At 65.8% G+C, this 24,034-nt stretch carries 13 protein-coding genes; 6 read left to right on the forward strand and 7 right to left on the reverse strand.

Features of this window, described 5'->3' with window-relative positions; all coding sequences use genetic code 11:
- The first annotated feature begins 14 nt into the window (after positions 1-14).
- Complete coding sequence (locus ACFY2Q_RS07130; RefSeq protein WP_387128259.1) at positions 15-2,009, forward strand: site-specific DNA-methyltransferase; 1,995 nt, start codon at positions 15-17, stop codon at positions 2,007-2,009.
- The gene (locus ACFY2Q_RS07135) at positions 2,010-5,111 is read left to right on the forward strand and encodes a DEAD/DEAH box helicase family protein (RefSeq protein WP_387128260.1); all 3,102 of its coding nucleotides are present in this window, start codon (positions 2,010-2,012) and stop codon (positions 5,109-5,111) included.
- Positions 5,112-5,538: 427 nt separating this feature from the next.
- Here ACFY2Q_RS07135 and ACFY2Q_RS07140 read toward each other — a convergent pair whose 3' ends face one another.
- Both ACFY2Q_RS07140 and ACFY2Q_RS07145 read right to left on the reverse strand, forming a co-directional pair.
- Positions 5,539-7,047 carry a PIN-like domain-containing protein gene (locus tag ACFY2Q_RS07140; RefSeq protein ID WP_387128261.1) on the reverse strand — a complete coding sequence of 503 codons (1,509 nt, stop codon included), beginning with the start codon at positions 7,045-7,047 and terminating at the stop codon, positions 5,539-5,541.
- Between the two features lie 23 nt (positions 7,048-7,070).
- Positions 7,071-8,039: a hypothetical protein gene (locus ACFY2Q_RS07145; protein ID WP_387128262.1), complete on the reverse strand. Its 969-nt coding sequence runs from the start codon at positions 8,037-8,039 to the stop codon at positions 7,071-7,073.
- A gap of 440 nt (positions 8,040-8,479) precedes the next feature.
- On the opposite strand from ACFY2Q_RS07145, the gene ACFY2Q_RS07150 reads away from it, so the two are divergent.
- Positions 8,480-9,775 (forward strand): protein NO VEIN domain-containing protein, encoded by a 1,296-nt coding sequence (locus ACFY2Q_RS07150; protein ID WP_387128263.1) that lies wholly within the window; start codon positions 8,480-8,482, stop codon positions 9,773-9,775.
- A 547-nt stretch (positions 9,776-10,322) separates the two neighbouring features.
- Here ACFY2Q_RS07150 and ACFY2Q_RS07155 read toward each other — a convergent pair.
- The 4 genes from ACFY2Q_RS07155 to ACFY2Q_RS07170 form a co-directional block, all read right to left on the reverse strand.
- Complete coding sequence (locus tag ACFY2Q_RS07155; RefSeq protein ID WP_387128264.1) at positions 10,323-11,315, reverse strand: glycoside hydrolase family 11 protein; 993 nt, start codon at positions 11,313-11,315, stop codon at positions 10,323-10,325.
- Between the two features lie 467 nt (positions 11,316-11,782).
- Positions 11,783-13,189 carry a WD40 repeat domain-containing protein gene (locus ACFY2Q_RS07160; RefSeq protein WP_387128265.1) on the reverse strand — a complete coding sequence of 469 codons (1,407 nt, stop codon included), beginning with the start codon at positions 13,187-13,189 and terminating at the stop codon, positions 11,783-11,785.
- Positions 13,186-13,692, reverse strand: coding sequence for a SigE family RNA polymerase sigma factor (locus tag ACFY2Q_RS07165; protein WP_387128266.1), 507 nt, complete (start codon positions 13,690-13,692; stop codon positions 13,186-13,188). Before ACFY2Q_RS07165 ends, ACFY2Q_RS07160 begins: the two co-directional genes overlap by 4 nt.
- 256 nt (positions 13,693-13,948) lie before the next feature.
- Entirely contained in the window at positions 13,949-14,302 is a 354-nt protein-coding gene (locus ACFY2Q_RS07170; RefSeq protein WP_387128267.1) for a hypothetical protein, read from the reverse strand.
- A 513-nt stretch (positions 14,303-14,815) separates the two neighbouring features.
- Here ACFY2Q_RS07170 and ACFY2Q_RS07175 point away from each other — a divergent pair.
- Together ACFY2Q_RS07175 and ACFY2Q_RS07180 are read left to right on the forward strand one after the other, a co-directional pair.
- Complete coding sequence (locus ACFY2Q_RS07175) at positions 14,816-17,515, forward strand: ricin-type beta-trefoil lectin domain protein (protein ID WP_387128268.1); 2,700 nt, start codon at positions 14,816-14,818, stop codon at positions 17,513-17,515.
- Between the two features lie 426 nt (positions 17,516-17,941).
- Entirely contained in the window at positions 17,942-20,464 is a 2,523-nt protein-coding gene (locus ACFY2Q_RS07180; RefSeq protein ID WP_387128269.1) for a M14 family metallopeptidase, read from the forward strand.
- A 108-nt stretch (positions 20,465-20,572) separates the two neighbouring features.
- On the opposite strand, the gene ACFY2Q_RS07185 is transcribed toward ACFY2Q_RS07180, so the two are convergent.
- Positions 20,573-22,234, reverse strand: a complete 1,662-nt coding sequence (locus ACFY2Q_RS07185) for a Na+/H+ antiporter (protein ID WP_387128477.1) — start codon at positions 22,232-22,234, stop codon at positions 20,573-20,575.
- A gap of 349 nt (positions 22,235-22,583) precedes the next feature.
- On the opposite strand from ACFY2Q_RS07185, the gene ACFY2Q_RS07190 reads away from it, so the two are divergent.
- A complete protein-coding gene (locus ACFY2Q_RS07190) occupies positions 22,584-24,026 on the forward strand; it encodes a non-reducing end alpha-L-arabinofuranosidase family hydrolase (RefSeq protein WP_387128270.1) in 1,443 nt (480 codons plus the stop codon).
- The last annotated feature ends 8 nt before the right edge of the window (positions 24,027-24,034 follow it).

Genomic DNA, 24,034 nt, shown 5'->3' on the forward strand with positions numbered 1-24,034 from the left:
GAAAAGACCCGCCTGTGAATCTGAACTTCGAGCTGGTCAACGACTTGACCGGCCCCGGAGAGGCCAAGTCGAACCTCGACCTTCTGGCTCGCCTGTTTCCCGACGCCGTCGTCGATGGCGCGATCGACATCGATGCCCTCCGTGACTTGGTGGGTCACGATGCCGCCTCCAGTACCGCGGAGGCGTTCGGCCTGCGCTGGCCGGGCATGGCAGATGCCCGCCGCTTGTCCACCCTTGCGGCCACCGGCACGCTCCTGCCGAAGCCGGAGGAATCCGTGGACTGGGACCGTACGCGCAACATCATGATCGAGGGGGACAACCTCGAGGTTCTGCGTCTGCTGCGCCGTGGCTACACCAATAAGGTCGACGTGATCTACATCGACCCGCCCTATAACACTGGTAACGACTTCGTCTACGACGACAAGCGCACCACGTCTCAGGCCGAGCACGAGACGACAGCCGGGCAGCGAGACAACGAGGGCGTGCTCCAGACCGGCGAGGGATCCGATCGGGCCCATGACCGGAAGAGCGGCGCCTCCAAGCACACGGCCTGGCTATCAATGATGTATCCGCGCCTGCTCGTGGCTCACCACCTGCTTAGGGAAACGGGCGTCATCATCGTTGCCATCGATGACGTCGAGCATGCACGTCTCAAGCTTCTGATGGACCGAGTCTTCGGAGCGGAAAACTTCATCGCCAGCGTGACCTGGCAGGGCGGGCGCAAGAACGATGCCCATTTCCTATCGCCGTCGACCGACTACATGCTGATTTACGTCAAGGACATCGGCGCTCTGGCGGACGCGCGATGGCGCGAGCCGAAGCCTGGTGTCGATTCGATCTTGGCCGCTGGACGCAAGGCATGGGCAGATTCTGGCCAAGACGAAGCCGCCGCGACGAAACTGATGAAAAGGTGGTGGGCCAGCCTCGCGATGGACGACCCGCGGCGAGCGTCCGCGCACTACGACCAGGTTGACGGGATTAGCGGCCGTCCGGGTGTGGTGTACTTCGGTGACAACTTGCGCAGTCCAAACCCGCGTCCCAACTTGTGCTACGAGCTTCTCCATCCGGTGACGGCAAAGCCTGTTAACATGCATCCCAACGGATGGGTTTGCGAGAAGTCGAGAATGACGCAGCTCGTCGCGGAGGGGCGCGTTAAATTCGGACCGGATGAAACAACACGTCCGACTTTTAAGCGCTATTTGGACGAGACCAGTACACAGACGGTACTGCCGGTCTTCTACGTGGACCGGCGCGCGGCGTCAAAGCGGTTGGATTCCCTTTTGGGTAAGGGCGTCTTCCCCTTCCCGAAGGACGAGAACGTCATTGCCCGATGGGTTGAGCTCGTTACGCAGTCGAACCCGAATGCTCTTGTCCTTGACTTCTTTGCAGGATCGGGCACCACCGGCCACGCCGTCATGGCCCTGAATGCTGCCGATGGGGGAAGCCGCCGTTACATCTTGGTCCAGCTCGACGAGCCTGTCGACAAGGACGGCTACGACACGATCGCAGACATCACGCGCGAGCGGCTGCGCCGTGCGGGCAAGCAGATTGCCTCGAAGCAGACCTCCGACGCTGAGGACATCGACACCGGCTTCCGGTCGTACCGCCTGGCCTCCAGTAATGTGAAGGCCTGGGACGGAACGGCCGACCAGCTCAATCTGCTCGAAGCCGTGGACAACCTCGTCGCCGGGCGTACGACGGATGACCTGCTAATCGAGATGATGTTGCGCCTAGGCGTGGACCTGACCACGCCGCTGGAGATGCGCGAGGTCGTTGGTAGCACGCTGTACAACCTAGGCGGCACGCTATTCGCGTACTTCGGCACCGGCATCACAGTCGGGCGCGCGAATGAGGTTGCCAAAGCCTTGGTGGCCTGGCGTGACGAGGAACCTGGCGATGCCGACACCACGGTCGTCGTCCGTGACACCGGCTTTATTGACTCTGCCGCCAAGCTAAACTTCGCCGCTGCTCTTGAGCAAGCCGGCTTCACCACGCTGCGGAGCATCTAAATGAAGTTCTCCTTCGACGCGGACCTCGACTACCAGCGTCAGGCCATCGACGCGGTCACAGGCCTGTTCAGGGGCCAGGAGGTCATGGCCTCCCAGTTCACGGTGCACGCTCACCCGGCCGCCCATGCGGGATTCGATGGGCTCACCGACCGGGGCTACGGCAACATGCTGCACCTAGACCCGGAGACGATTCTGGCCAACCTGCACGAGGTACAGAACCGCAGCGGTCTCGCTCCGGAGCTGTCGCTGGGATCGATGAACTTCACCATCGAGATGGAAACTGGCACCGGCAAGACGTACGTCTACCTGCGTACCATCTACGAGCTCAACCAGCTCTATGGGTTTACGAAGTTCATGGTGGTGGTGCCGTCGGTGGCCATCAAGGAGGGCGTCGAGACGTCGATCCGGATGCTGCGCGAGCACTTCGGAGCCCTGTATGGCAACCCGCCGATGAACTTCTTCCAGTTTGACGGCAGCAATCCGTCTCGCGTGCGCTCGTTCGCCACCTCGCCGAGCATCGAGATCATGATCGTCACCGTCGGGGCGATCAACAAGAAGACGAACAAAATTTACCAGCTGGCCGAGGACCTCGACTTCGAGGTGCCCGCTGACCTGATCCGGGCCACAAGCCCGATCATCATCGTCGACGAGCCGCAGAGCGTGTACGGCGACACAGGCACCGGCAACAAGAAGGGCGCAGGTCGCAACGCTTTAGAGGACTTCAACGCCCTCGCGACCCTGCGCTACTCGGCCACCCACCCCAAGGGTGACAAGGCCAACCTCATCTACCGCCTGGACGCCATCGCCGCCTACGAGAAGCAGTTGGTCAAGCAGATCGAGGTCGACTCCCTGATCACCTTTTCCAGCGGGACAACCCCCTACGTCAAGCTGCTTGGAGTGACGCGAGGTAGGGGCGGAGGGATCACCGCACGCGTCGAGGCGGACGTCGAGCAGGGCAACGAGATCAAGCGCAGGGCTGTCACGGTGGACACCGCGTCACGAAACAACCTCGCGGACGTCACCGGTCGTGACCTGTACAGGGAACTCACCGCGGTCGCCATCAACGCGGCCCCAGGGCAGGAGAGCATCTCCTTCGATACTGTCGCGCATCCGCTGAGCGTCGGCGACAGCATTGGTGCCGAGGTCAGCATCGGTGAGCGAGCCCGCCAGATGATCGCCCAGACCATCCGGCAGCACTTGCTCAAGGAGCAGGAATTCGCGAGCCACGGACGTGACATAAAGGTGTTGAGCCTCTTCTTCGTCGACTCCGTGGCCAAGTACCGCCACTACGGCCCCAACGGCGAGGCACTTCCCGGTGAGTACGCGCGGATCTTCGAGGAGGAGTACGAGCGCATCGCCTGCGAGCCGCATTTCAACACCCTGCTGGGCGGCTGTGCTGCCGATAAGGATGCGAAGGAAGCCCACCAGGGGTACTTCTCCGTGGACCGTCGCAAGGGGGGTGCCGAGGTGCTGGTGGACACCCAAGAGACCACGGACAAGGGACGCCAGCAAGCCGGCCTGGCCTACGAGCAGATCATGCGTGACAAGGTTGGGCTGACCACGCCGGGCACTCCCATCCGGTTCATCTTCAGCCACTCCGCGCTGCAGGAAGGCTGGGACAACCCGAACGTCTTCCAGATCTGTGTCCTGAGGAACATGGGCACCGATCGGTGGAGGCGCCAGTCCATCGGCCGTGGTCTGCGCTTATGCGTGGACGGGTCCGGCAACCGTGTGCACGGGTTCGACACCAACCGCCTCACGGTGATCGCGAACGAGTCCTACGAGGAGTTCGCCGACCGCCTCCAGCGTGAGATGGCGGACGATTTGGACATCCAGTTCGGCGTCATCACCGTGGACGGCTTCGCGCGACTGTCCTTCAAGGCAGAGGACGGGAATGTAATTCCCGTGGGCTCTGCCGTCGCTCAACTGCTGTACCAGGCGCTGTTCTCTGCGGGGTATATCGATGCCAAGGGAAAGGTGCAGGACAGCTTGCGCCGGGCTGTGCAGGCCGGCGACGCGAACCTTACGAAGATAGTCAGCGATTCCGTGGACTCCGACGCCGCGACCAAGGCAGTGCTCGGACTCATTAAACGCCTGACCAAGCCGATCGACGTCAAAAAGGCCGGCAAACGCGTTTCGGTGCCCCTTGTTCAGGAGCGCCTGGAGAGCTCCGAGTTCCAGGAACTGTGGGACCGCATCCAGCACCGCACGGAGTACCGCGTCGAGGTCGGCGAAGCCGATCTACGTGCCGCAATGATCAGGGCACTGCGCGACATGCTTCCAGTGCCTAAGCGTCGGGGCGAGTGGGTCACGCATCGTGTGAAGCGCATCGACCAGGGTGGCCTGACCGCAGAAGCCGCCGCAGCGCGCCGTGCGGACGTCACCTACGCCGACAGCGAGGTCCTGCCGGACATTCTGTCCGTCCTTGCAGACCGCACCCAGCTGACCCGTGCCACGCTCGCTCACGTCCTTACCGAGTCCGGCACACTCGGGCAGTTCCGCGACAACCCGCAGGCCTACATCGATCAGGTAGGCCGCCAACTCAACATCACCAAGGCTGACTTCCTGGTCAAGGGATTGCGCTACGAACTGGTCGACTCCTCCCGTCCCGAAGCAGACCGCCGGTACGCGCTGAGCTTGCTTCGCGAGGCCGAGGTCGCGGGGTACACCGGCTCCGGAGGCAACATCATCTCCGACGGGGAGGGCAACGCTATCTCGTTCGAGAGGAATTCCGTCTACCGATACCTGGTCGTCGACTCGAATACGGAGAAGGACTTCGCGCTTGCGCTGCTGCGGCGCTCCGAGGTCAAGGCCTTCGTGAAGCTGCCGCCCTCATTCCGGATCCCAACTCCCCTGGGACGCTACAACCCTGACTGGGCGCTGACCGTTGAACGCTCCGATGGTAGCCGCTACATCGTCTTCGAGACCAAGGACGTCAATGAGATCGCCCTGCTCCGCCCCGCGGAGCAGGGAAAGGTCACCTGCGCCCGCATCCACTTCGAGGCGGTCAAGCGTGGCATCGGGATGAATGACCTCGAGTACGAGGTCGTCAACGGCATTGAGGCAGCGACCGCCGTCATGGAACGAGACGCGCACCTGTAACCGCACCGAGGTCAACGGGCCCTGAGGGCCTACAAAGTCGGCGTGCCCGGGAGGCCGCGGCCTGAGCAGTAAGAAGGTTCTGCCTAGCCCACTACGTAGCAAGCTCATCGAGGTGGGCGCGTACGGCATCAGTGAAAGTGATACCTATTGATTTCAGCGACGAGAGATCGAGAATTCTGATGTATGTTCATCGCCGTATCGTCGGGATCGGCGTGGTCTGTCGGCTGCCTGGGAAGAGTCGATCGCGGACGCCAGGTGGCGCATCTGTCTACCTGGGTGAGAGATGAGGCGTTGGCGGGGCTCAAGTTCAGTGTTGCGTTGCTGTCGCGGCTGGTGATGGCGACTCCCGTCGCTCGCGCTGCTGGCCTCGGCAACGCCGTCGCGGGGGGTTCCATTGCGGCGGTCGGGCCGTCTCGGCTCGACTGGTCTAGGAGCGCCGGACGAACTCGACCGTTTCGGTCTCCGTCCGTACACCGCGAGCTTTGAAGCCTGCCGCTGCTATCGCTTTGCCCAGTGAGTTCTGCGGGGAGTACCAGTAGGGGAGGTGCTTGCGGGCCGAGGGTGCAAGCGTGTCGCCGAGGATGTCTTCGATCTCACCGAAGGTCATTGACATCGTCTCGGTATCCAGAGCCGCCAGATAGTCAGCGAGCGGTTGATACTTGCCGCTCGCTTCTGCATCCAGCCCTGCGCTGGGCGGTGTTGTGTTCGGATTGAGAATTTCCACGACTTCCGACGGGATTCGGATGGCACTCAAGGCGCCTGCGTCGATGTAAACCGGCTTCATCATCGGTGTGACGGAGGGCGGTAGGACCCTAGCGGCCTGCAGGTCGCTGGTGATCCGGGCGGTTGGTCGGGTGATGCCGCGCAGCATGCGATCCTCGCGGTAGTCGCAGAGGGTGTAGATGTCTTCGCGGCTGATGGTGCCGCCGGTAGACGCGGCGGCAGTGATCACGTCGGCTAGGTCGCGTCGTCCTTCTCCGCGGAGCTGCTCGAGCAGCATGTCCACCGCTTCAGCCGTCCACTTGCCGGGCTCGTGGATGTCTGCGCGGTTGACGTCGGCGTCTCTGGCGGACTCGGGATTGACCTCGACGTCGAGAGCCTGTGATCGGTTCAGCAGGTCGCTGGCCCGCATCAGTAACAGGCGGTGCCCCGTGCTGTCGAAGAACTCTTTCGTCATTTCCTGTCGTGGGCCGATCATGTCTGGCCCGCGGCGCCACCACCAGTCCTCTTTCTCGTCGTTCGTGACGATGATGAGGTCCATGTCCCGCGTTTTCGCCTCGTGGCATGCCTGTCGGTAGACGAGGAAGTCGCCAGCCGCGCCCTCCGGATACTGGTCGGCCTTTTCGGCGTCCAGATAGCCGGGCGGTATGAGTTCGTCGACGCGCTGATTGCCCTCGGCGATCAGGGCATCCCAGACCTTGTCCGCAGGGCGTCCCAGCACCTTGCCGGTCAGAAGCTCGGAGAGCCTGCTCAGTACGGGATCCGCATCGGCCGGTGTGGAGGGGTGAACGCGGTCGGGTGTGGCTCGGTCGATCGCATCCCGTAGGCGTTCGAACACGCCGTCGATGTCAACGTGCAATCGCTGCAGTTCGGCGTCGTCGATGGCCAACTGCTTGGACCACGTCTCGAGAGCCCGCACTGCCGCTGCCCGGCTTTTCTCCAGGGCGGTCCGGGCTTCGCCTGTCGCCTGCTCGGGATTGCCGATGGCGCGGAGCCGATTGCGGTGGAACTCGCGCATAGCCTGGTACGGCACGACGAGACGGTCACCGAGCTTCTCGAAGATCGTCAACAGGTCCGCCGTCGTCCGAGCGTTGTAGCGGTAGAGGTTGAGAAGCACGTTCGCGTCTACCGCGACTAGCGCAGTGGTCAACGCCTGGCGCGACTCGGCCTCGCTTACCACGCGGTAGCCTTCGAACCCGTCGAACAGCCCAGCCATCGATGACCTCCCCAAGACGGACCTCATTGTTGTCGATCCCATGGCGCGGTCCTATGGGCCGAGCGGCCGATTTGCCGTTCTTCTGGTCCGCTCTTGCGGTCAGGCCGCCTTCGGCGGGGCTGGCTCCTGACGAGGGCGGCTAGTTCGGCGCCGGTTGCGGTGAGGTCGATGGGATTGCCGGCGAGCTGGTTGATCAGCTCGCCGAGGCGGTATCGCAGCAGCCGCTGGTATCGAGTCGCGTAGACGGCGACGTGGGTGACGTGGTGCCCGTCGTGATGGGCGAGCAGTGCATAGGTCAGGATCTGACGGATCAGCTCGTCGAGGTAGTGGTTTTCGTCGAGTCGGCCGCTTTTCACTTCCAGCACGGTGGTGCCCAGGAGGAAGTCGGCGTGGCGGCGTCCGTCGAGAAGGGACAGCTGCGCAGTCGCCGGCCCGTATGAGCGGAGAGCGTCGTGGAAGCCGCTGGAGTAGCTCGACCACACGATACGGAAGGCATGCCTGGTCTGGTAGGTCTCCCTGGGATGACCGTGGAGAAGGTGCGGGTACTGCTCAAGAACATGACGGGTGCTAGGCACAGCGTCGGAGTAGTGGCGGTCGATCTGGTTGAGCAGGATACGAACGTTAGCGAGCCGGCTGGCGGCGGTGAAGAGGTGCGCCGGGCGCAGCGCGCGGTCGCTACGGCGCCCGGCGTCGTAGCTTGCGGCACCGGCAACGGAGGGCTGATGGCCGGCCGTGGTGAGCAACCGGGTCGCCAGGCAGGGGTCGAGGCAGTGGAACAGACGTGGGTACGGACTCTGATTGCACAGGGCCAGGCCGATGGCGAGTTCGACGACGTGGCCGAAGTACGACTTGTTCGGCGGGTCTGTCAGCAGGACCGGACAGCGGCGCAGGTCCGCCCCGATCTCGGCGCGCAGCACATCCTGGTGCGGAAAGGTCTCCGCGAACCAGGCGGTGACAGGATCCTGCTGCAGGTGACGGAATCGGACGCACATGGTGGTAGTCCTCTCACGGCGCAAGTGACGCTGACCGCGGACGCGGCAGCAGACCCAGCGAGCATGGAAGGCGCGAGACATCAGCTCGGAAAAACGCCTTCACCAGTCAGGTGAGTGGGGCCGCGAGCGGTTCTGTAGCCCTCGGCACTCAGGCCGCGAGGTGGGCTCCGCAAGAGGAGGCGGCAGCAAGGGAGACGGATCGACCGACGTCCCGGCTTCTGCACCGTACGACGGACCCGCGCGACGCACAAGCACCACTTCGCGACCGCGCCGATGCCCTGCCCAGCAGGACGGGGTCGGGTGGCGAACAACGCCAGCCCAATCTCTCAGGCGACGCTGACGGCAGCCCACCGCTCCGGACGCTGGCTACCGCACTTGCGCTGATTGCAGATGTCCGTCCGGCCCTGGCGTCCGGTCGACCACCCCGGCAAGATGCCCGGATGGCCGTGAACTTTGTGCTGACCGAGTCGCGTGACGTGCCGTCCGGTGACCCGCTCGGGCGCACCTGGGTGGGGTGGGAGGCGACCGCGACCGACGACGAACTGTGGGAGGTCAACCGCGGCCTCTGGACCCTCGAGGGCCGGGTCGACGGCGAGCGAATCGCCACCCTGTCGTTCGATGGTCGTGTCCAGGTCGTCGCTGAGATTGAGGGCCGCACCCGCCACGATGTTGACGGCGTGACGAAGTGGGCGCTGGTCGGGCGGGTGCTGCGCCCTGGTGATCCCGTGCACGACGCGCTGAAGGGCGAGTTGGCGCCTCGACACCGCAATCCGGTGAGCTACTTCGGTACTGCCAGGCTGGACGTGCTCTCCGCGGCCGATCGGGCGGGCATCGACGAACGCGAGCGGGCCACCATGGTGGTGACGTGGAACCCCGAGCGGTGGAACCCTGACGGCTGGGGGGAGACCGTCTACCCCCGGCACGTTGAAGTCGTCGAGTCGGGCCGGCTCCTGCGGGACCGATGGTCCACTGGAAGCCGCAAGGGCGGCATCGAGCCAGGTGACCGCATCTTCTTCCTGCGACAGGGACCAGAACCACGGGGCATCATCGGCAGCGGCACCGCCGCGAGCCGAATCTTCCCTGATGAGCAGTGGGACGACGAACGCGCGGGCCAGCACGCCAACTACCTACTGATTGACTGGGACACGCTCCTGCTGCCGGAGGACGGGCTGCCGCACGCGCTCCTGGTCAACCACATTCCCGAAGCCGGCGCGTGGCGGCCGCAAGGCAGCGGATGGGTCCTGTCGCCATACGTCGCCGCGAAGCTCGAAGAGCTCTGGGCGGCACATCTTGGTCATTCGGCTCCGCTACCGGCTCGCGGCGCGCCTCGACAGGGCTGGCAATTGGATCCCGTGCGGCGCCGAAAAGTCGAAGACGCCGCCCAGGACGGGCTAATGGCGCACTTCCGGGACCGTGGCTGGATAGTGCAAGACGTCCGGTTCGGCAATCCTTACGACGCTATGGCCACCAAGAACGATCAGACGTTATGGCTTGAGGCCAAGGGCACGGAGACCAAGGGCGCGACTGTGATCGTCTCGCGCAACGAGGTGCAGTGGGCACGGGAGCACGTCGGTGACTGCGTGCTCGGCATCCTGTCCGACGTCGTCTTCACGGCAGACGGTGAAGTGGACCCGGCAAGCGGGACTTTCCGGATCTTCACCTGGAACCCTGACGGCGGTGCGCTCTCGCCCCGTGACTACGACTTCACGCCATCCGAAAACGACCGACAGTACTGAGACGGACGGGTCGGACGGACTGACCCCGGCCGGGGTTGCTCGGCTTGCTTGGGCCTGCGGCCGACAGAACGTCATGGTCGTGCTGCATTCGAGCCCGGTTCGGTGCTCACGACAGGGCCATGTGGGTGCTCCGTGGGTGCTCCGGCGGAATTGGACCACAAATCATCCGGTGGACTGAGCGGTACACCCCCTCGGTGAAGTCGCAGCCTGACTGGGAATAGATGGGCGTATGCGATTCAGTTAGACGAATTGAGTCTACGATGATCCAACTCTTAATCCGCGGGTTCGGGGTTCGAGTCCCTGGCGGCGCACCAGCGAGAAGAGACAGGCCCGGTCCGGTTGGACTGGGCCTGCCCCTTTTCCAGGTTCCGTGGCTCGATGGGGTATGGATGCCGGTAGTGACGACCAGGTCGAAGTCCTGCACCGGTCGCCCGTGACCTTCGGTTCGGCCTCGTGCGAACCCGGCCGTGGGTCGTGTCCTGAACGCGACGACGGGTGGCGTGCCGGCCCGGCCGGCACGCCACCCGCAGGGGTCGGTTGGTCGGGGTCAGCTGGTCCGGCAGGTGACCGTCGGCCAGGTCCAGTTGCCGTTGGCCATGATCGTGATGCCGAAGTTGTTGCCGTTGCCGTTCGGCCTGGCGGTGACGGTTCCGGAGGTGCCGCTGACCGAGGCGTTCCAGCTGTTCTGGATGCTCTGGCCGCCGTTGAGCCCGAGGCTGACCACCCAGTTGTTGGTGCCGCTGACCGCCACGTTCAGGTTGAACCGGTCACCCCACCGCTCGGCAGCCGACAGCACTGCGGTGCAGTTCCCGTTCGCGGGCGGGGTGGTCGGCCCGGTGGTCGGCCCGGTGGTGGGGTTGCCCCCGCCGCCTTCCCAGACATTGATGTCCGAGCTGCCCTGGCTCTGGTAGCCCTCGGTCGCCATGACCTGGTAGGCGTGGTTGCTGCCCAGGTTCAGGCCGGCGCGGGCCCAGGCGTCGAAGTGGTTGGCGGTGGTGATGGTGCCACTCGAACGCTTCTGCTGACGGACGCTCCAGTACTGGTAGAACGTCTGGTTGCCGTCGATCGACGGGGCGTTGACCCGCTGGCTGCGGAGGATGTCGTAGGTGCCGCCGTCAGTGGTGACCGTACCCAGCCGCTGGGCGCCGCTGCTCGGGTTGTAGCTGCCGAAGTTCTCCACCACGTAGTACTCGATGAGCGGGTTCCGCGTCCATCCGTACAGGGCGAGGTAGGTGTTGTTGTTGCCCGGGTTGTAGTTGCCCGAGTAACTGACCGTCCGTCGGCTGCCGGTGGCCCAGCCCTTGCCGCCGACCCAGTTGTTGGTGCTCCTGTCCCAACTGCTGCTGTACCGGCCGTCGGCGCGCAACGTCATGCTGGCGTTGCCGCTGTCCTTCCAGAACGAGAAGTAGTAGCCGTTGTGCGTGCCGGTGAGGTTCGAGGTGAGGGTCCGGTCGGCCTCGGCGTGCGCGTTGGGGCTGGCGATGAACGTGCCGGTGACCGCGAGCGCCGCAGCGCACGCGGCGCTGAGGAGCAGCCGCATGCGACTGCTCTTTCGCGGCCTGGTCGAGGTGTCCTTCATGTACGTGTTCCTCCTCGTGACAGCTGGTGGTGGGCAGCGCCGCGATGTGACCCGGCGGGCTGTCGGGTGGCCAGGTGCGGCAGCCGGTCTTCGGCGTATCACCACGTGGTGGGTGGACGGCCCTCCTGTGCGACCGAGACGGGTCGCGGTGAATCGAGATCATTGAGGGACGTCGATGGCGATCGTATGGCCCCGACTCTGGGTCCGTCAACAATTTCCGAAACCTTCCCGGAACATATTCCTAGCGAAGTGGTGTCTTAGGTAGCTGCAACTGGCTGCCAGCCTCGCTCATCGTGCTCGGCATGGCCAGCCGTCTATTCCCGGGTGGGAGCGGTGATCCGCAATCAAGCCACCGAAACTTTCAGTCCGGCCGGACCTCGGCTGTGCCGCGCCGGATGGATCGTGAGCTACGCGCGTCCGATCTGCTTTCACATCTCCGAGGACAGCCGCGCCCGGCTGGCGGCTCCTGCACTGCGATCGGGGCCGCGTCGAGGGCGTGTTCGGCGCCATAGCAGGTATGCGACGCCTATGACGGCCGCGCCCATGGCGGCGTTGAGAGGCATCGGCCAGGGCCCGCGCTGCGGTCGACCGGCGTCGCGGACGGTGAGGTCGGTCAGCAGGCCGGTGGCGAGGTGCAGGTCAAAGAGTTGGCAGCTCTGGAGGCCGAGTTCGCAGGTGTGACCGGTGTCGAAGCGGGCCAGGGTCTGGCGGGCGCCGTCGCCGAGTCGCACCTCGGCCAGCGACATGTGACCTGCGGTGTTGATGGTCGCGACGACGACGCTGCCCGCCGAGCGCCACCCGAGCAGTTGCGCGACGTCGGGGACCGGTGCCGGTGGCGTGCCGGTGCCCGTGGTGGGCACGAACGTGACGTCGCTGACCTTCCACAGGAAGGTGCTGTGGTGACCGGGGTCGCCGCCGGTGGTGCCGTTGAACGGGCCGTCGCCGATCCAGGGCACGGTGGCGAGGTGGCTGCCGTCGGGCGACCAGCCGACCTCCGCGGCCAGTTCGCGTCCACCTGGGATTGGGATTCTGCCGTGTTCGTTGCCGTCGAGGTCGACGAGGTGGGCCACCTGGCCGACCTGCACGGCCAGCCGGCGGCTGTCCGGTGCGAATGCCGCCGTCCATGCCGGCTTGATCGCCGGCACGTCGGTGCTGCGTCCGGTCGACAGGTCGAGCAGGCGTAGCGTACCGGCGCGGGCGACCTCGGCCTCGACGACGCCGACGGTGCCGAACTCGCCGGAGTTGGTCAGGGGTGCGGCGCTGTACGCGACGTGGTGGCCGTCCGGAGACCAGGCCAGCAGCCGTACGCCGACCTGGTCACCGAGCGGAATCGACCGACGCGTGCCGGTGGTCAGGTCGACGAGGACAAGGTCGCCTGTCGCGCCACGGTCGTCACCGAGCAGCACGCGGGCACCGTCCGGGGAGAGCAGTGCCGAGGGGCTGTCCCGCTCCTCCATGGCGTCGACCCGCCGGTACGTGTCCCCGTTGGACCCGACGACAAGCGGTTGAAACATGTTGAACGTCTCGCCGTTGCCGTAGCCGTAGAGGGCGATCGCGCGGCCGGGTGGAGCTGACGTGACGGTGCTGGTCAGCACCGAATACCCCGCGAAGCGGTCGGGCAGGCTCGGCTTCGTCGACGGGGCTGCCGGTTGGACGGGCAACGGGAGGCCGGGCACGACCAGGACGGCCAGGACGAGCACGACGACCGCCCATATCGCCGCGGTCGCGATCCGGTGGCGCCGCACCGAGCGGCGACCTCGGACGAGTACGCCCTCCAGGTAGCCGGGCGGCAGCGGCGGCGGATCGTCCGGCACGGTGGCGAACAGGTCTCTCATGGCGTGTCCGATCCTCCTGGCACGTAGTTCGGCAGCAGGCGACGAAGTGCCGTGATCGCGTACGAGGTCTGGCTTTTCACGGTGCCCGTCGAGCAGCCCAGGGCCGCAGCGGTCTGCGCGACGTCAAGGTCCTCCCAGAACCGCAGCACCAGAACGGCCCGCTGCCCGCGTGACAGCTTCGCGAGCGCGACCAGGAGGTCGACGCGGTGTTCGGCACGGGCCAGCGGCGCCACCGACGGCCCGGTCACGTCGGCCACGGGCCGCACCCGGCGGGCCCAGAACCGCTCCTGCTCGGCCAGGTAGACGTGCACCAGCATCGACCGGACGTACGCGTCGAGAGAGTCCGCAGCCGAAGCCTTGCGCCAGTGCCGGTAGAGCGCGACGAGGCACTCCTGCACCAGGTCGTCGGCAGCCGACCACCGCCCGCACAGCCGATACGCCAACCGTCGCAGCCACGGCATCCGCGCCTGGACGTACTCGACGTACTCTCGCTCACTCTGCAACCCAGCCTCCCAACAACACTGAGTGGCCGGAGTCGGATTCGGTTGTGGCAGGTTACGACAAAGTCCGCCCACGACGTGCTGGGTTGGCGCGGCGGCCTGGTCCTGCCCGAGACCACCGGGCAGGACCAGGCCGTCGAGACTGTCGCCGCTGCCGCCGGGCTACCCAGACCGTCCGCGGCAACGGCTTTATTCCGAACGTTCCGTCTCCGTAGAGCAGCCGGCGCTACCGCATCTAATGCGATTCGGGGAGCCGCAATCAGACGACCTTGAAACTGCGCAGGGGTGACTGGACGTTGTGGAGATCGCCGGTCGGGACGAAGTAGGAGATGCCGGTGCAGCCGGCGCCCGAGTAGACCATCAGGGTTTCGTCGGTGAGGTTCACCCAGCCCAGGTAGCCGACCGGGGTGTCGACGCAATCGGTGCCGAGCGGCGCCGTGTATTCCATGGTGGCGCCGTCGAACCATTTCGACACGTGTAGGCAGAGAGTGCCGTCGAGATAGGTGCAGCTGCTGTTGGGTTCAGCCGCTACAGCGGGCGTGGCAGTCACCGCGATTGTCGCGGCGCTGATGGCCGCAAGCAGGGCGGCTTTGGCGGACGGTGATGGGCGCATGGCATCCTCCTGTAGACACGGGTGTGGTTGAGTTGGCGCGGGAAGGGATTCACTCCGCAAAGCCAACTGACTAAACATTTGACGCCTCAACGAAGTGCATGTCAATGCGTCGATCACAAACATTGCGGATATGCGGTCGCCGGCAGAAAATTGCCCATGATAAACGCACGGAGAGCCGATCCGGTTCACGTGAACTAAATCTCGCAGTCCACCATGGGCCGTCCACGACCCGTGCTGGCGAGGCCGGTCCGTCGCCACAACGCCGCTGAGCGACGCAATCAGCGGCGGCGGCGACCCACGCGAATCATCTGATGATCCAGAACAGCATGGTGGCTGCGCTGATCGCTCTGCCCGATCTCGTTGGCATTTGCGCATAGACGCCGACGGATTGAGTGTTGCAAACGTCACACGTGTGACCTACGCTCCGAGGAGGACTTTCGTAGCGATGGGCAAGTGCGGTCGGGCGGCAGAGTCGTACGTCCACTGTCGACGGCAAGTGAGAGGAACAAGTACGTGAAGTCACCCACCACCACCGCTCGAACGTCATTGCTGGCGCTCGCCGTGCTCGTCGCCGCCGCGTTCCCGGCTGTGCTGACGAATCCTGCCCCCGCATCCGCAGCGGTCCAGCAGACCTTCTACGTCGCCCCCGACGGCAACGACGCCAACCCGGGGACCCTCCAATCACCGTTCCGCACTCTGCAACGCGCCCGGGACGTGGTCCGCACGGTGAACGCGGGCATGACCGGCGACATCAACGTGTTCCTGCGCGGCGGCACCTATCCGATCGGCAGCACCGTCGAGTTCGGCGCGGCCGACTCGGGCACCAACGGGTTCCGGGTCGCCTACGCCGCCTACGGCAACGAGCGGCCGGTCCTCGACGGCGGCGTCCAGGTGACGGGGTGGACCCAGCACAGCGGCAACATCTGGAAGGCGCCGCTGGACCGCGCCAACAAGCTGCGGACGCTGTACGTCAACGACAAGCGCGCGCTCATGGCGTCGAAGACGATCAACTCGGCGGGGTGTTACGGGACGTACACCATCACAGCTGGCCAGGCCGACTGGGCCTGGGAGTCGGGGTCGCAGTGTGATGGCGCCAAATACAGCTTGAACGACTTTCCCGCCATCGCCCGCAACCAGGACGACATCGAGATCGAGACGGGGACGACCTGGACCACGGCCTTCGTGGGCGTTCGCCAGGTGACGACGAGTTCCGACGGTGCGAACCGGGTCGCCCTGTTCCAGCAGCCGGGTGCAGCGATCGCCCAGGGCGCGTTCAACGGCAACGCCCAGGTGGGCGGCTCCCACAAGGTCTCGAACGCCTACGAGTTCCTGGACGCGCCCGGCGAGTTCTACTTCGACAAGAGCAGCCGGACCTTGTACTACTACAAGGCCAGCTCCGAGAACATGTCGACCGCGACGGTGTACGCGCCGAACAACGTGACCACCCTGCTGCGGGTCGCGGGCACCTCGACGAGCAACCACGCTCGCAACATCACATTCTCCGGGCTGACTGTGCAGCACTCCGACTGGAATCTGGTGAACGTCGCCGGCTCGGCCTTCAAGCAGGCCCAGCAGGGCAACCTGAGTGCCGTCGCGTACGCCAAGGGCAACTTCCACGTCTACTACTACCGCAACGTCGACGTCACCCCCGGCATCGTCCAGGTGCAGAACGCCGACGGGATCCTGTTGCAGCGCAACCGAATCCAGCACACCGGCGCCGACGGCATCAGCATGGTCAACGACGTGCAGGGCACGCAGCTGATCGGGAACTACACAAACGACATCGCCGGCTCGGCCATCTCCGTGGGCCATCCCCAGCACGTCTACATCGGTGACGGTACGTCGACCAACCGCGAGAAATACTCCGCCCAGGTCGAAGGGCTGCCCAGGAACATCGACATCAAGAACAACTATCTGTACGACAGCGCGGTGCTGTTCAACGGGCACAGCCCGATCTCGGCGTACTTCGCCGACACCCTCACCATCCAGCACAACCGGATCGAGAAGACCCCGTGGTCGGGCATCACCCTCGGCTGGGGCTGGTGGAACTTCGACGGCTCATCGGGGTCGATCGCACCCAACCGGCCAACCACCACGGCGCGTAACAACACGATCAGCTACAACCACATCATCGACACGGTGCAGCGACTCAGCGACACCGCACCGATCTACACGCTGGGCAGTCAGCCGGGCACCACGATCACCAACAACTATCTCCAGGGCGTTCCGGCGGGCCACAAGTACGGGCTGCACCCGGACGAGGGTTCGGCGTTCATCACGTTCCGGGACAACGTCCTGAGCATCGACAAGAACGTCACCTGGATGATCAACTCCGACGGCTTCGGGCGCAAGCACGACCTGAGCATCACGCAGACCTACGGCCCGATCAACAAGGTCTCGAACAAGAACCTGCCGAACAGCACGGTCGGCGACATCCTCGTCTCCTCCGACTACGTGTGGCCGGCTGCGGCGTACGGCATCGCCGTGAACTCAGGCCTTGAGGATTCGTACCGGGACGTCATCCCGGCAAGCAACCTGTCCCTGCCGAACTACGTCCTGCCGGCGAGCACTGCCGTCAGCAGCGCGACGTCGTCGATCCCGATCCGGAGTACCGGCGACGCGACAAGGACGATCTGGCTGGCACCCTCCGGCACGACCAGCTTCGCCGCCGGCCCCACGATGACAAGCGCGGGCGGCACCGCCACCTCCATCGCCGTGCCGACCGCCCAGGGTGAGTACCGGCTCTACGTGGTCGACGCCCAGGGCAACAGGTCAGCCGAGTCGACGTCGATCGTCCGGCAGCCGGGCACCGGCGGCGGCCAGCGGACCGGCCAGCTCGTGGGTGGCCAGTCCGGCCGCTGTGTCGACGTACCCAACTCCACCACCGCCAACGGCGCACAGGTGCAGATCTGGGACTGCTCGGGCGCCACGAACCAGCGGTGGACCTACACCACAGGCAAACAACTGACGGTGTACGGCAACAAGTGCCTGGACGCCTCCGGAGCGGGCACGGCCAACGGCACGGCGGTCATCATCTGGGACTGTCACGGCGGGCTCAACCAGCAGTGGAACCTCAACACCAACGGCACCGTCACGAACGTCCAGTCCGGGCTCTGTGTCGACGCCAACGGTGCCGCCACCGCCAACGGCACGAAGATCATTCTCTGGTCGTGCAACGGTGGCGCGAACCAGCAGTGGAGCTTGCGCAGCTGACCCGTACCGGGAGGCCGGGCCGACCAGGCCCGGCCCCCTGCTGCTGCTTGCGGCCGACACGAAGATCAAGGGCCCGGTGATCCTGCGGCAGCTGTAGACCGTCCGCACGGTCACGTGTCCGTGTGGGTGGGACCGGCCGACCCCCGCAGGCGTTTACGCCCCTCTATGTGCGCCGGTCACTCCGGTGTGGTCTCGACCTGCCTCGATGCCTCAAGTAATGCTCAAATTCGGATCATGCCGCTCGGCGTGGCCCCAGTTCGCACATACGCTCACCGAACTCAGCGCGCTGACGACCCCCGATCCCTTCCGCAACCCCCACCGTCGTACCCCAATACAAGCGTTCAGTACGTCCGCCCTCGGTAGAGGCGCGGCCGTGCGGGGGCCGGCCAGCGCGGCATTAAACGTCGCAAGTAATAGGAGGGGCAAATGCGACACAGACAACGCCGTATCGCACTTCTCGCGGTGCCCGCCCTGGTGGCGGGCGTCCTCGTCTCGACCGGGCCCGCTGGTGCGGAGCCCGCAGGGCCGAGGGCCACGGCCGGTTCCGGGTATTCCCAGCTCGAGAACCTCACGCAGGCCCATCACGTAGACATCAAGCTGGCCGGCGCCGACATGTTGGACAAGGTCGTCGCCGCCGGATTCGATATTGAGCACGGCCTCAAGCGTGTGCCGGACGGCATCGAAGGCGAGGTGATGGTCACCGCCGACGAGCTCACCAGGCTGAAGTCGATGGGTGTGCAGCTCCTCGATGACAACGCGCGCTTCAAGTGGAGCGAAAAGGCCGACGGCGGCCTCAAGGGCCCCGCCGGCCCCAAGGCGAAGCCGCCGGCGCCCGGCGGCCCGAACGCGCAGCCGCCGGCGACCGACCCGGCGCTGGAGACGGTACGCATCGCCCGCGCCGACTGGTTCACCACCAAGGGCCAGGGCTTCCTGTACGTCGAGGCGCGCACCACCGAGGGGCAGCAGGCGTCCCCGATCGTCGGGATGCAGCTGGAGAACAACTCGGGCAAGGGCACGCCGTTCGAGTTCGCGCGGACGATGAGCCGGTTCGTGGACTCCGGGCAGTACATGTTCCACCGGAACCTGTTCAAGCTCGACGCGCGTCCCAGCGAGATCCGGGTGACCAGCTCCACAGGCGGCGTCACCACGGGTGTCGTCTCCGACTGGCTGGAGAACGCCCCGTCGCCGCTGACGGAGAAGCCCGGCTACCAGTCGGACTTCGTTGACGGCTACCGGCACCCGCAGCAGCTCTTCGCCCGTGCCAAGGAGATCGCCCAGCAGTACCCGGGCATCGCGGAGATCGTCTACCTCCCGAACCAGACGAACGGCTACCAGCGCAAGGCGCAGGCCACCATCGGTGGTACGGGACAGTCGGCTGTCGTCGTCACCACGGCGGCGTGGGGCCACGAGGGCGGCAACGACGTCACGGTCGAGTTCGTGAACCGTGACGGCGCCAACCTTCCGCTCGCGGTGGAGGTCACGGGCAAGGCCGTCCGCGTCCTGCTCGCCAAGGACGCCTCCGGTGCCCTGGCGAGTACGGCCGCGCAGGTGGCGGAGGCACTGCGGACCCAGTCCCAGGGCCTCATCGACCGGTCGCACCCGTACCGCACCAACGCCGGCACCGGCATCGTCGTGCCGACGACCGGTCCGGTCGCGCTGACCGACTCCCTCGACGAGAAGCGCGTCGGCGCACCGGAGGGTGAGGTGCCGCGCGGCCCCGTCACCATCCCCGTTCTGCGGATCGGCAAGCACCGGGACGGCAAGAAGCCCGGCGTGCTGATCCAGGCGCAGGACCACGCCCGCGAGTGGGTGCCGGCGACGACGAGCCTGGAGTCGGCCGAGCGTCTGGTGAACAACTACAAGAGCGACAAGGAGACGAAGAACATCGTCGACAACACCGACGTCTTCTTCATCCTGTCCAACAACCCCGACGGGGCGAACTACAGCTTCTACAACTTCGCCTCGCAGCGTAAGAACATGACGAACCACTGCGCGGACACGGCCGCCGACCCGGCGAACCGGAACTCGTGGGGTGTCGACCTGAACCGGAACTACCGGGTCGGGTCGGCTCAGGACGGTTACTCCGGCGGCTCGTCGGTGTGCACCAGCGGCACCTACCAGGGCCCGGAGAAGCTGTCCGAGCCCGAGTCGAAGAACATCGTCTGGCTCGTCGAGAAGTACAAGAACATCAAGTTCATGATGTCGGTGCACTCCAACGGCGGCCAGCTGTTCTGGCAGCCCGGCGCCTACGTCGCCGACGGTCGGATCACCACTCCGCGCCCGCCGCTCGGTGACGAGGCGTTCTACTGGCAGTCGGCCTCCCGCATCCTGGGTCAGGTCAAGGCGCACCGGGAGACCGTCGTCACGCCGGAGAACGTCGGCGGCTCGTCCGACGTGCTCTACTCCTCCGCGGGCAACGTCCGCGAGGACCTGTACCACAACTACGGGATCTACGCCTTCGGCTGGGAGGTCGGCGGCTCCATCTACAACCCGGCCACCGGCAACTGGCAGGGCGGTTCGTTCCAGCCGGTGTGGGAGGGCAACCCCGAGCTCGTCAGCGGCCACGCCGAGACGATGGAGTACGCCAACGGCATCATGGAGATGTTCCGGGTCGCGGCTGACTGGGGCAAGGACAAGAAGAAGCCGACGTCCGAACTCGTGCCCGGCAACGGGAAGTACAGCGGGCCGGTCAACGTGCGCTTCGAGACCAGCGAGCCGGCCACCATCTACTACACGACGGACGGCAGTCGGCCCACGCTCGAGTCGCCCCGCTACGCGGCGACCGAGTTCCGTGAGCCGGGTCAGGTCTTCCACCTGACCGAGACGACGACGTTCAACTGGTTCTCGGTGGACAGCGCCGGCAACATCGAGAAGAACTACGACCCGACGAAGAACGACAAGCGCAACAACTACCGCACCGCGACGATCAAGATCGAACCGAAGAAGTAACGCATCTGGCATGATCGTTGCCTCGTCAGTGGTTCCACCACACTGACGAGGCAACGTCATGTTGGCGTCCCGCAGGGCGTTGAGGTCACACAGCAGTGCCGCGCGAGGTCAGTTGGCTGCCCGCTTCGGCAGCAGCAGCTCCTCGTGGTCGAGTTCACGTTCCAGGACGCGGAGCTCTTCGTCGGGCAGCCGGCCGGAGTCGCGCCAGCGCACGAGTTCCTCGCGCTGCGCGGCGATGGCCGTCCGGCGGACGCGAAGTGCCCTCTCGTACTCCGGCGAGGTGGGTATCTCGCTCGATCCGCTCTGCTGGAGCAGGTCGAGGCGTCCGCGGTAGCGCTTCAACCGGGCCAGCAGCTGCGTGCGGGTGCCGTTGACGGCCGCCGCGCAGTCCGGCTCCTCGGCGGCGAGGTCGTCGAGGCGGGCCAGGGCGGCCTCGACCGCAGCCGAGCGGGCCTCGTTGCGTACGCGGGCCTGGTCGGTTTCGTTGGCGCGTAGGCCGAGCATCCGCACGAGCGGCGCGAACGTCAGGCCCTGCCCGACGAGCGTCACGAGAACGACCACGAAGGTGCAGAACAGCAGAAGGTTGCGGTCGGGGAAGGGCGCGCCGCTGTTGGTGGTCAACGGCAAGGTGAAGATCGCGGCCAGGCTGATGACACCGCGCGTGCCGGACCAGCTGAGCGCCGTCACCTCGCTGGGGGTGAGCCGCCGGTCGTTGCGGTCGGAGCGGGCGATCTGCCGGGCGGTGCCGGGCTCGTCGGAGTCCTGCTCGGAGATGCCACCCAGGCGGGTGTGCAGCGACCGGGGCAGGGACTGCGTCAGCACGAGCCACGCGGGGCGCAGCAGCAGCACCACGCCCACGGATACCGCGACGGCGATGACGATTGTCGACGTGTCGTACTCGCGCAGGCCGCTGATGACCTCGGGCAACTGCTGGCCGATGAGCAGGAAGACGAAGCCTTCGAGGAAGAAGTCGACGAGCCGCCACACCGCGTTGGTCTGCAACCGGGCGGCGCCGGACCCGAACTGCGGTGTCTGGTGGCCGACGATCAGCCCTGCGACCACCACGGCGAGCACCCCGGAGACGTGCAGTTCCTCGCCCAGGAGGTAGGCCACGAACGGGGTCGCGAGCGAGATGGCGTTGGACAGCAGCGGGTCGGTGGTGAGCGGTCGGGCCAGTCGAACCACCCAGGCGACGGCCGCTCCCACGGCCACCCCACCGGCCGCCGCCAGCACGAACTTCCCGACGGCCCCAGGGAACGAGAACTCACCGCCCACGGCGGCGGCCACCGCGACGCTGAGCATCGTCAGGGCGGTGGCGTCGTTCAGCAGCCCCTCGCCCTGGATGATCGTGACCATCTTCGGCGGCAGGTTGACCCGGCGGCCCACCGCAAGGGCGGCCACCGGGTCGGGTGGCGCGACGGCGGCGCCGACAGCGATTCCGGCCGCAAGTGTCGCCCCGGCGACGAACAGGTGGAACCCGATGCCCACGAGTAGCCCGGTGAGGAGCACGAGCAGCACGGAGAGGCTGACCACGATGCGCAGGTTCCGGCGGATGTCCAGCAGCGAGGAGTCCAGTGCGGCGCTGTAGAGCAGCGGCGGCAGCACGACCATGAGCACAAGCTCGGGATCCAGGCCGACGTTGGGGCCGGGGAGCAGCGCGTACGCGATGCCGATGAGCGGCAGGAGCGCCGCCGCGGGTAGGCCGGTGTGGGTCGCCACCCACCGCACGGCGACGATGACCGCGACGGCGGCGAGCACGAACAGCAACATCGAGTGGGTACTCACCTGGTGGTTTCCCCTTGGAGTGGCGCGAGGCGCGAGATGTGTTCGGTCCACTGTCGGCCTGCGGCCGGGCGTGACCGATCGGTGCAAACCGTCGACGCGTTGATGCCTGGCAGCGCACTCCGCAGCAGTGTCGAGCGTACCCGCTTGATCAACGAGACCGGCCGTCGGTGGCCAGCGCGAGGCGTGCCCGGCGTTCGGGGTCAAAAAACATTCGATAGATGACGTTGAGTGTGTGGGAGCGCTCCCGTAACATACCTGACGCGGCTGTTAACGTTCACAAAACAATCACCCCCACGAATGCCCCCGGCCGCCCCACCCGTTAGGAGGGTGCTTTATGAGCAGGTCCAGAGCGACAAACGTCGGCCTGGTGTCGGCCGGCGTCGCGTTGCTGGCATCGGCGACGGTCGTCGCGGCGATGCCGGCTGGCGCCGCGGCTGCCGGATGTTCGGTGAACTACGCCGTGTCGTCCGAGTGGCCCGGCGGGTTCGGTGCCAACGTGTCGATCACGAACCTGGGTGACCCGTTGAGCAGTTGGACGTTGACGTGGTCGTTCGGCGCCGGGCAGACGGTGACGCAGTCGTGGAACACGTCGTTGACGCAGAGCGGCTCGGCGGTGAGCGCGAGCAACGTGAGCTACAACGGCTCGATCCCGACGAACGGTGCGGTGTCGTTCGGTTTCAACGGGTCGTGGACGAGCAGCAACCCGTCGCCGACGAGTTTCGCCCTCAACGGCGTGACGTGCACGGGCGGCACGACGCCGACGACCGCGCCGCCGACCACGGCGCCCCCGACGAGTCCGCCCCCGACGAGTCCGCCCCCGACCACCCCGCCACCCACCACCCCGCCCCCGACGACTCCGCCGCCGGATCAGTGCAACCTTCCGTCGACGTACCGGTGGTCGTCGTCGGGTGTGTTGGCCACTCCGCGGTCGGGCTGGGTGTCGTTGAAGGACTTCACCGTGGCGCCGTACAACGGGCGGCAACTGGTGTACGCGACGACGCACGACACGGGTACGCGGTGGGGTTCGATGAACTTCGGTCTGTTCACGAACTACTCGGAGATGGCGTCGGCGTCGCAGAATGCGATGTCGTCGGCGACTGTGGCGCCGTCGTTGTTCTACTTCGCGCCGCGCAACATCTGGGTGTTGGCCTATCAGTGGGGGCCGACGGCGTTCTCGTATCGGACGTCGACGGATCCGACGAACGCTAATGGGTGGTCGGCGGCGCAGCCGTTGTTCACGGGGAGTATCTCGGGTTCGGGGACGGGGCCGATTGATCAGGCGGTGATCGGTGACGGTACGAACATGTATCTGTTCTTCGCCGGGGACAACGGGAAGATCTATCGGGCGAGTATGCCGATTGGGAACTTCCCGGGTAGTTTCGGGTCGAACTACACGACGATCATGAGTGACTCGACGAACAACCTGTTCGAGGCGGTGCAGGTCTACAAGCTTCAGGGTCAGAGTCGGTATTTGATGATCGTGGAGGCGATCGGGTCGCAGGGTCGTTACTTCCGGTCGTTCACGGCCACCAGTTTGGGTGGGTCGTGGACGCCGCAGGCGGCGACGGAGAGCAACCCGTTCGCGGGTAAGGCCAACAGTGGCGCGACGTGGACCAATGACATCAGCCATGGTGAGTTGTTGCGGACCAACGCCGATCAGACGATGACGGTGGACCCGTGCAACCTGCAACTGCTCTACCAGGGGCGTTCGCCCAACTCGGGTGGTGACTACGGTCTGCTGCCCTACCGGCCGGGCCTGCTGACCCTGCAACGCTGACCGGACAC

This window comes from Micromonospora sp. NPDC000316 (assembly GCF_042898885.1).
In the GTDB taxonomy this organism is placed as follows: Bacteria; Actinomycetota; Actinomycetes; order Mycobacteriales; family Micromonosporaceae; genus Micromonospora.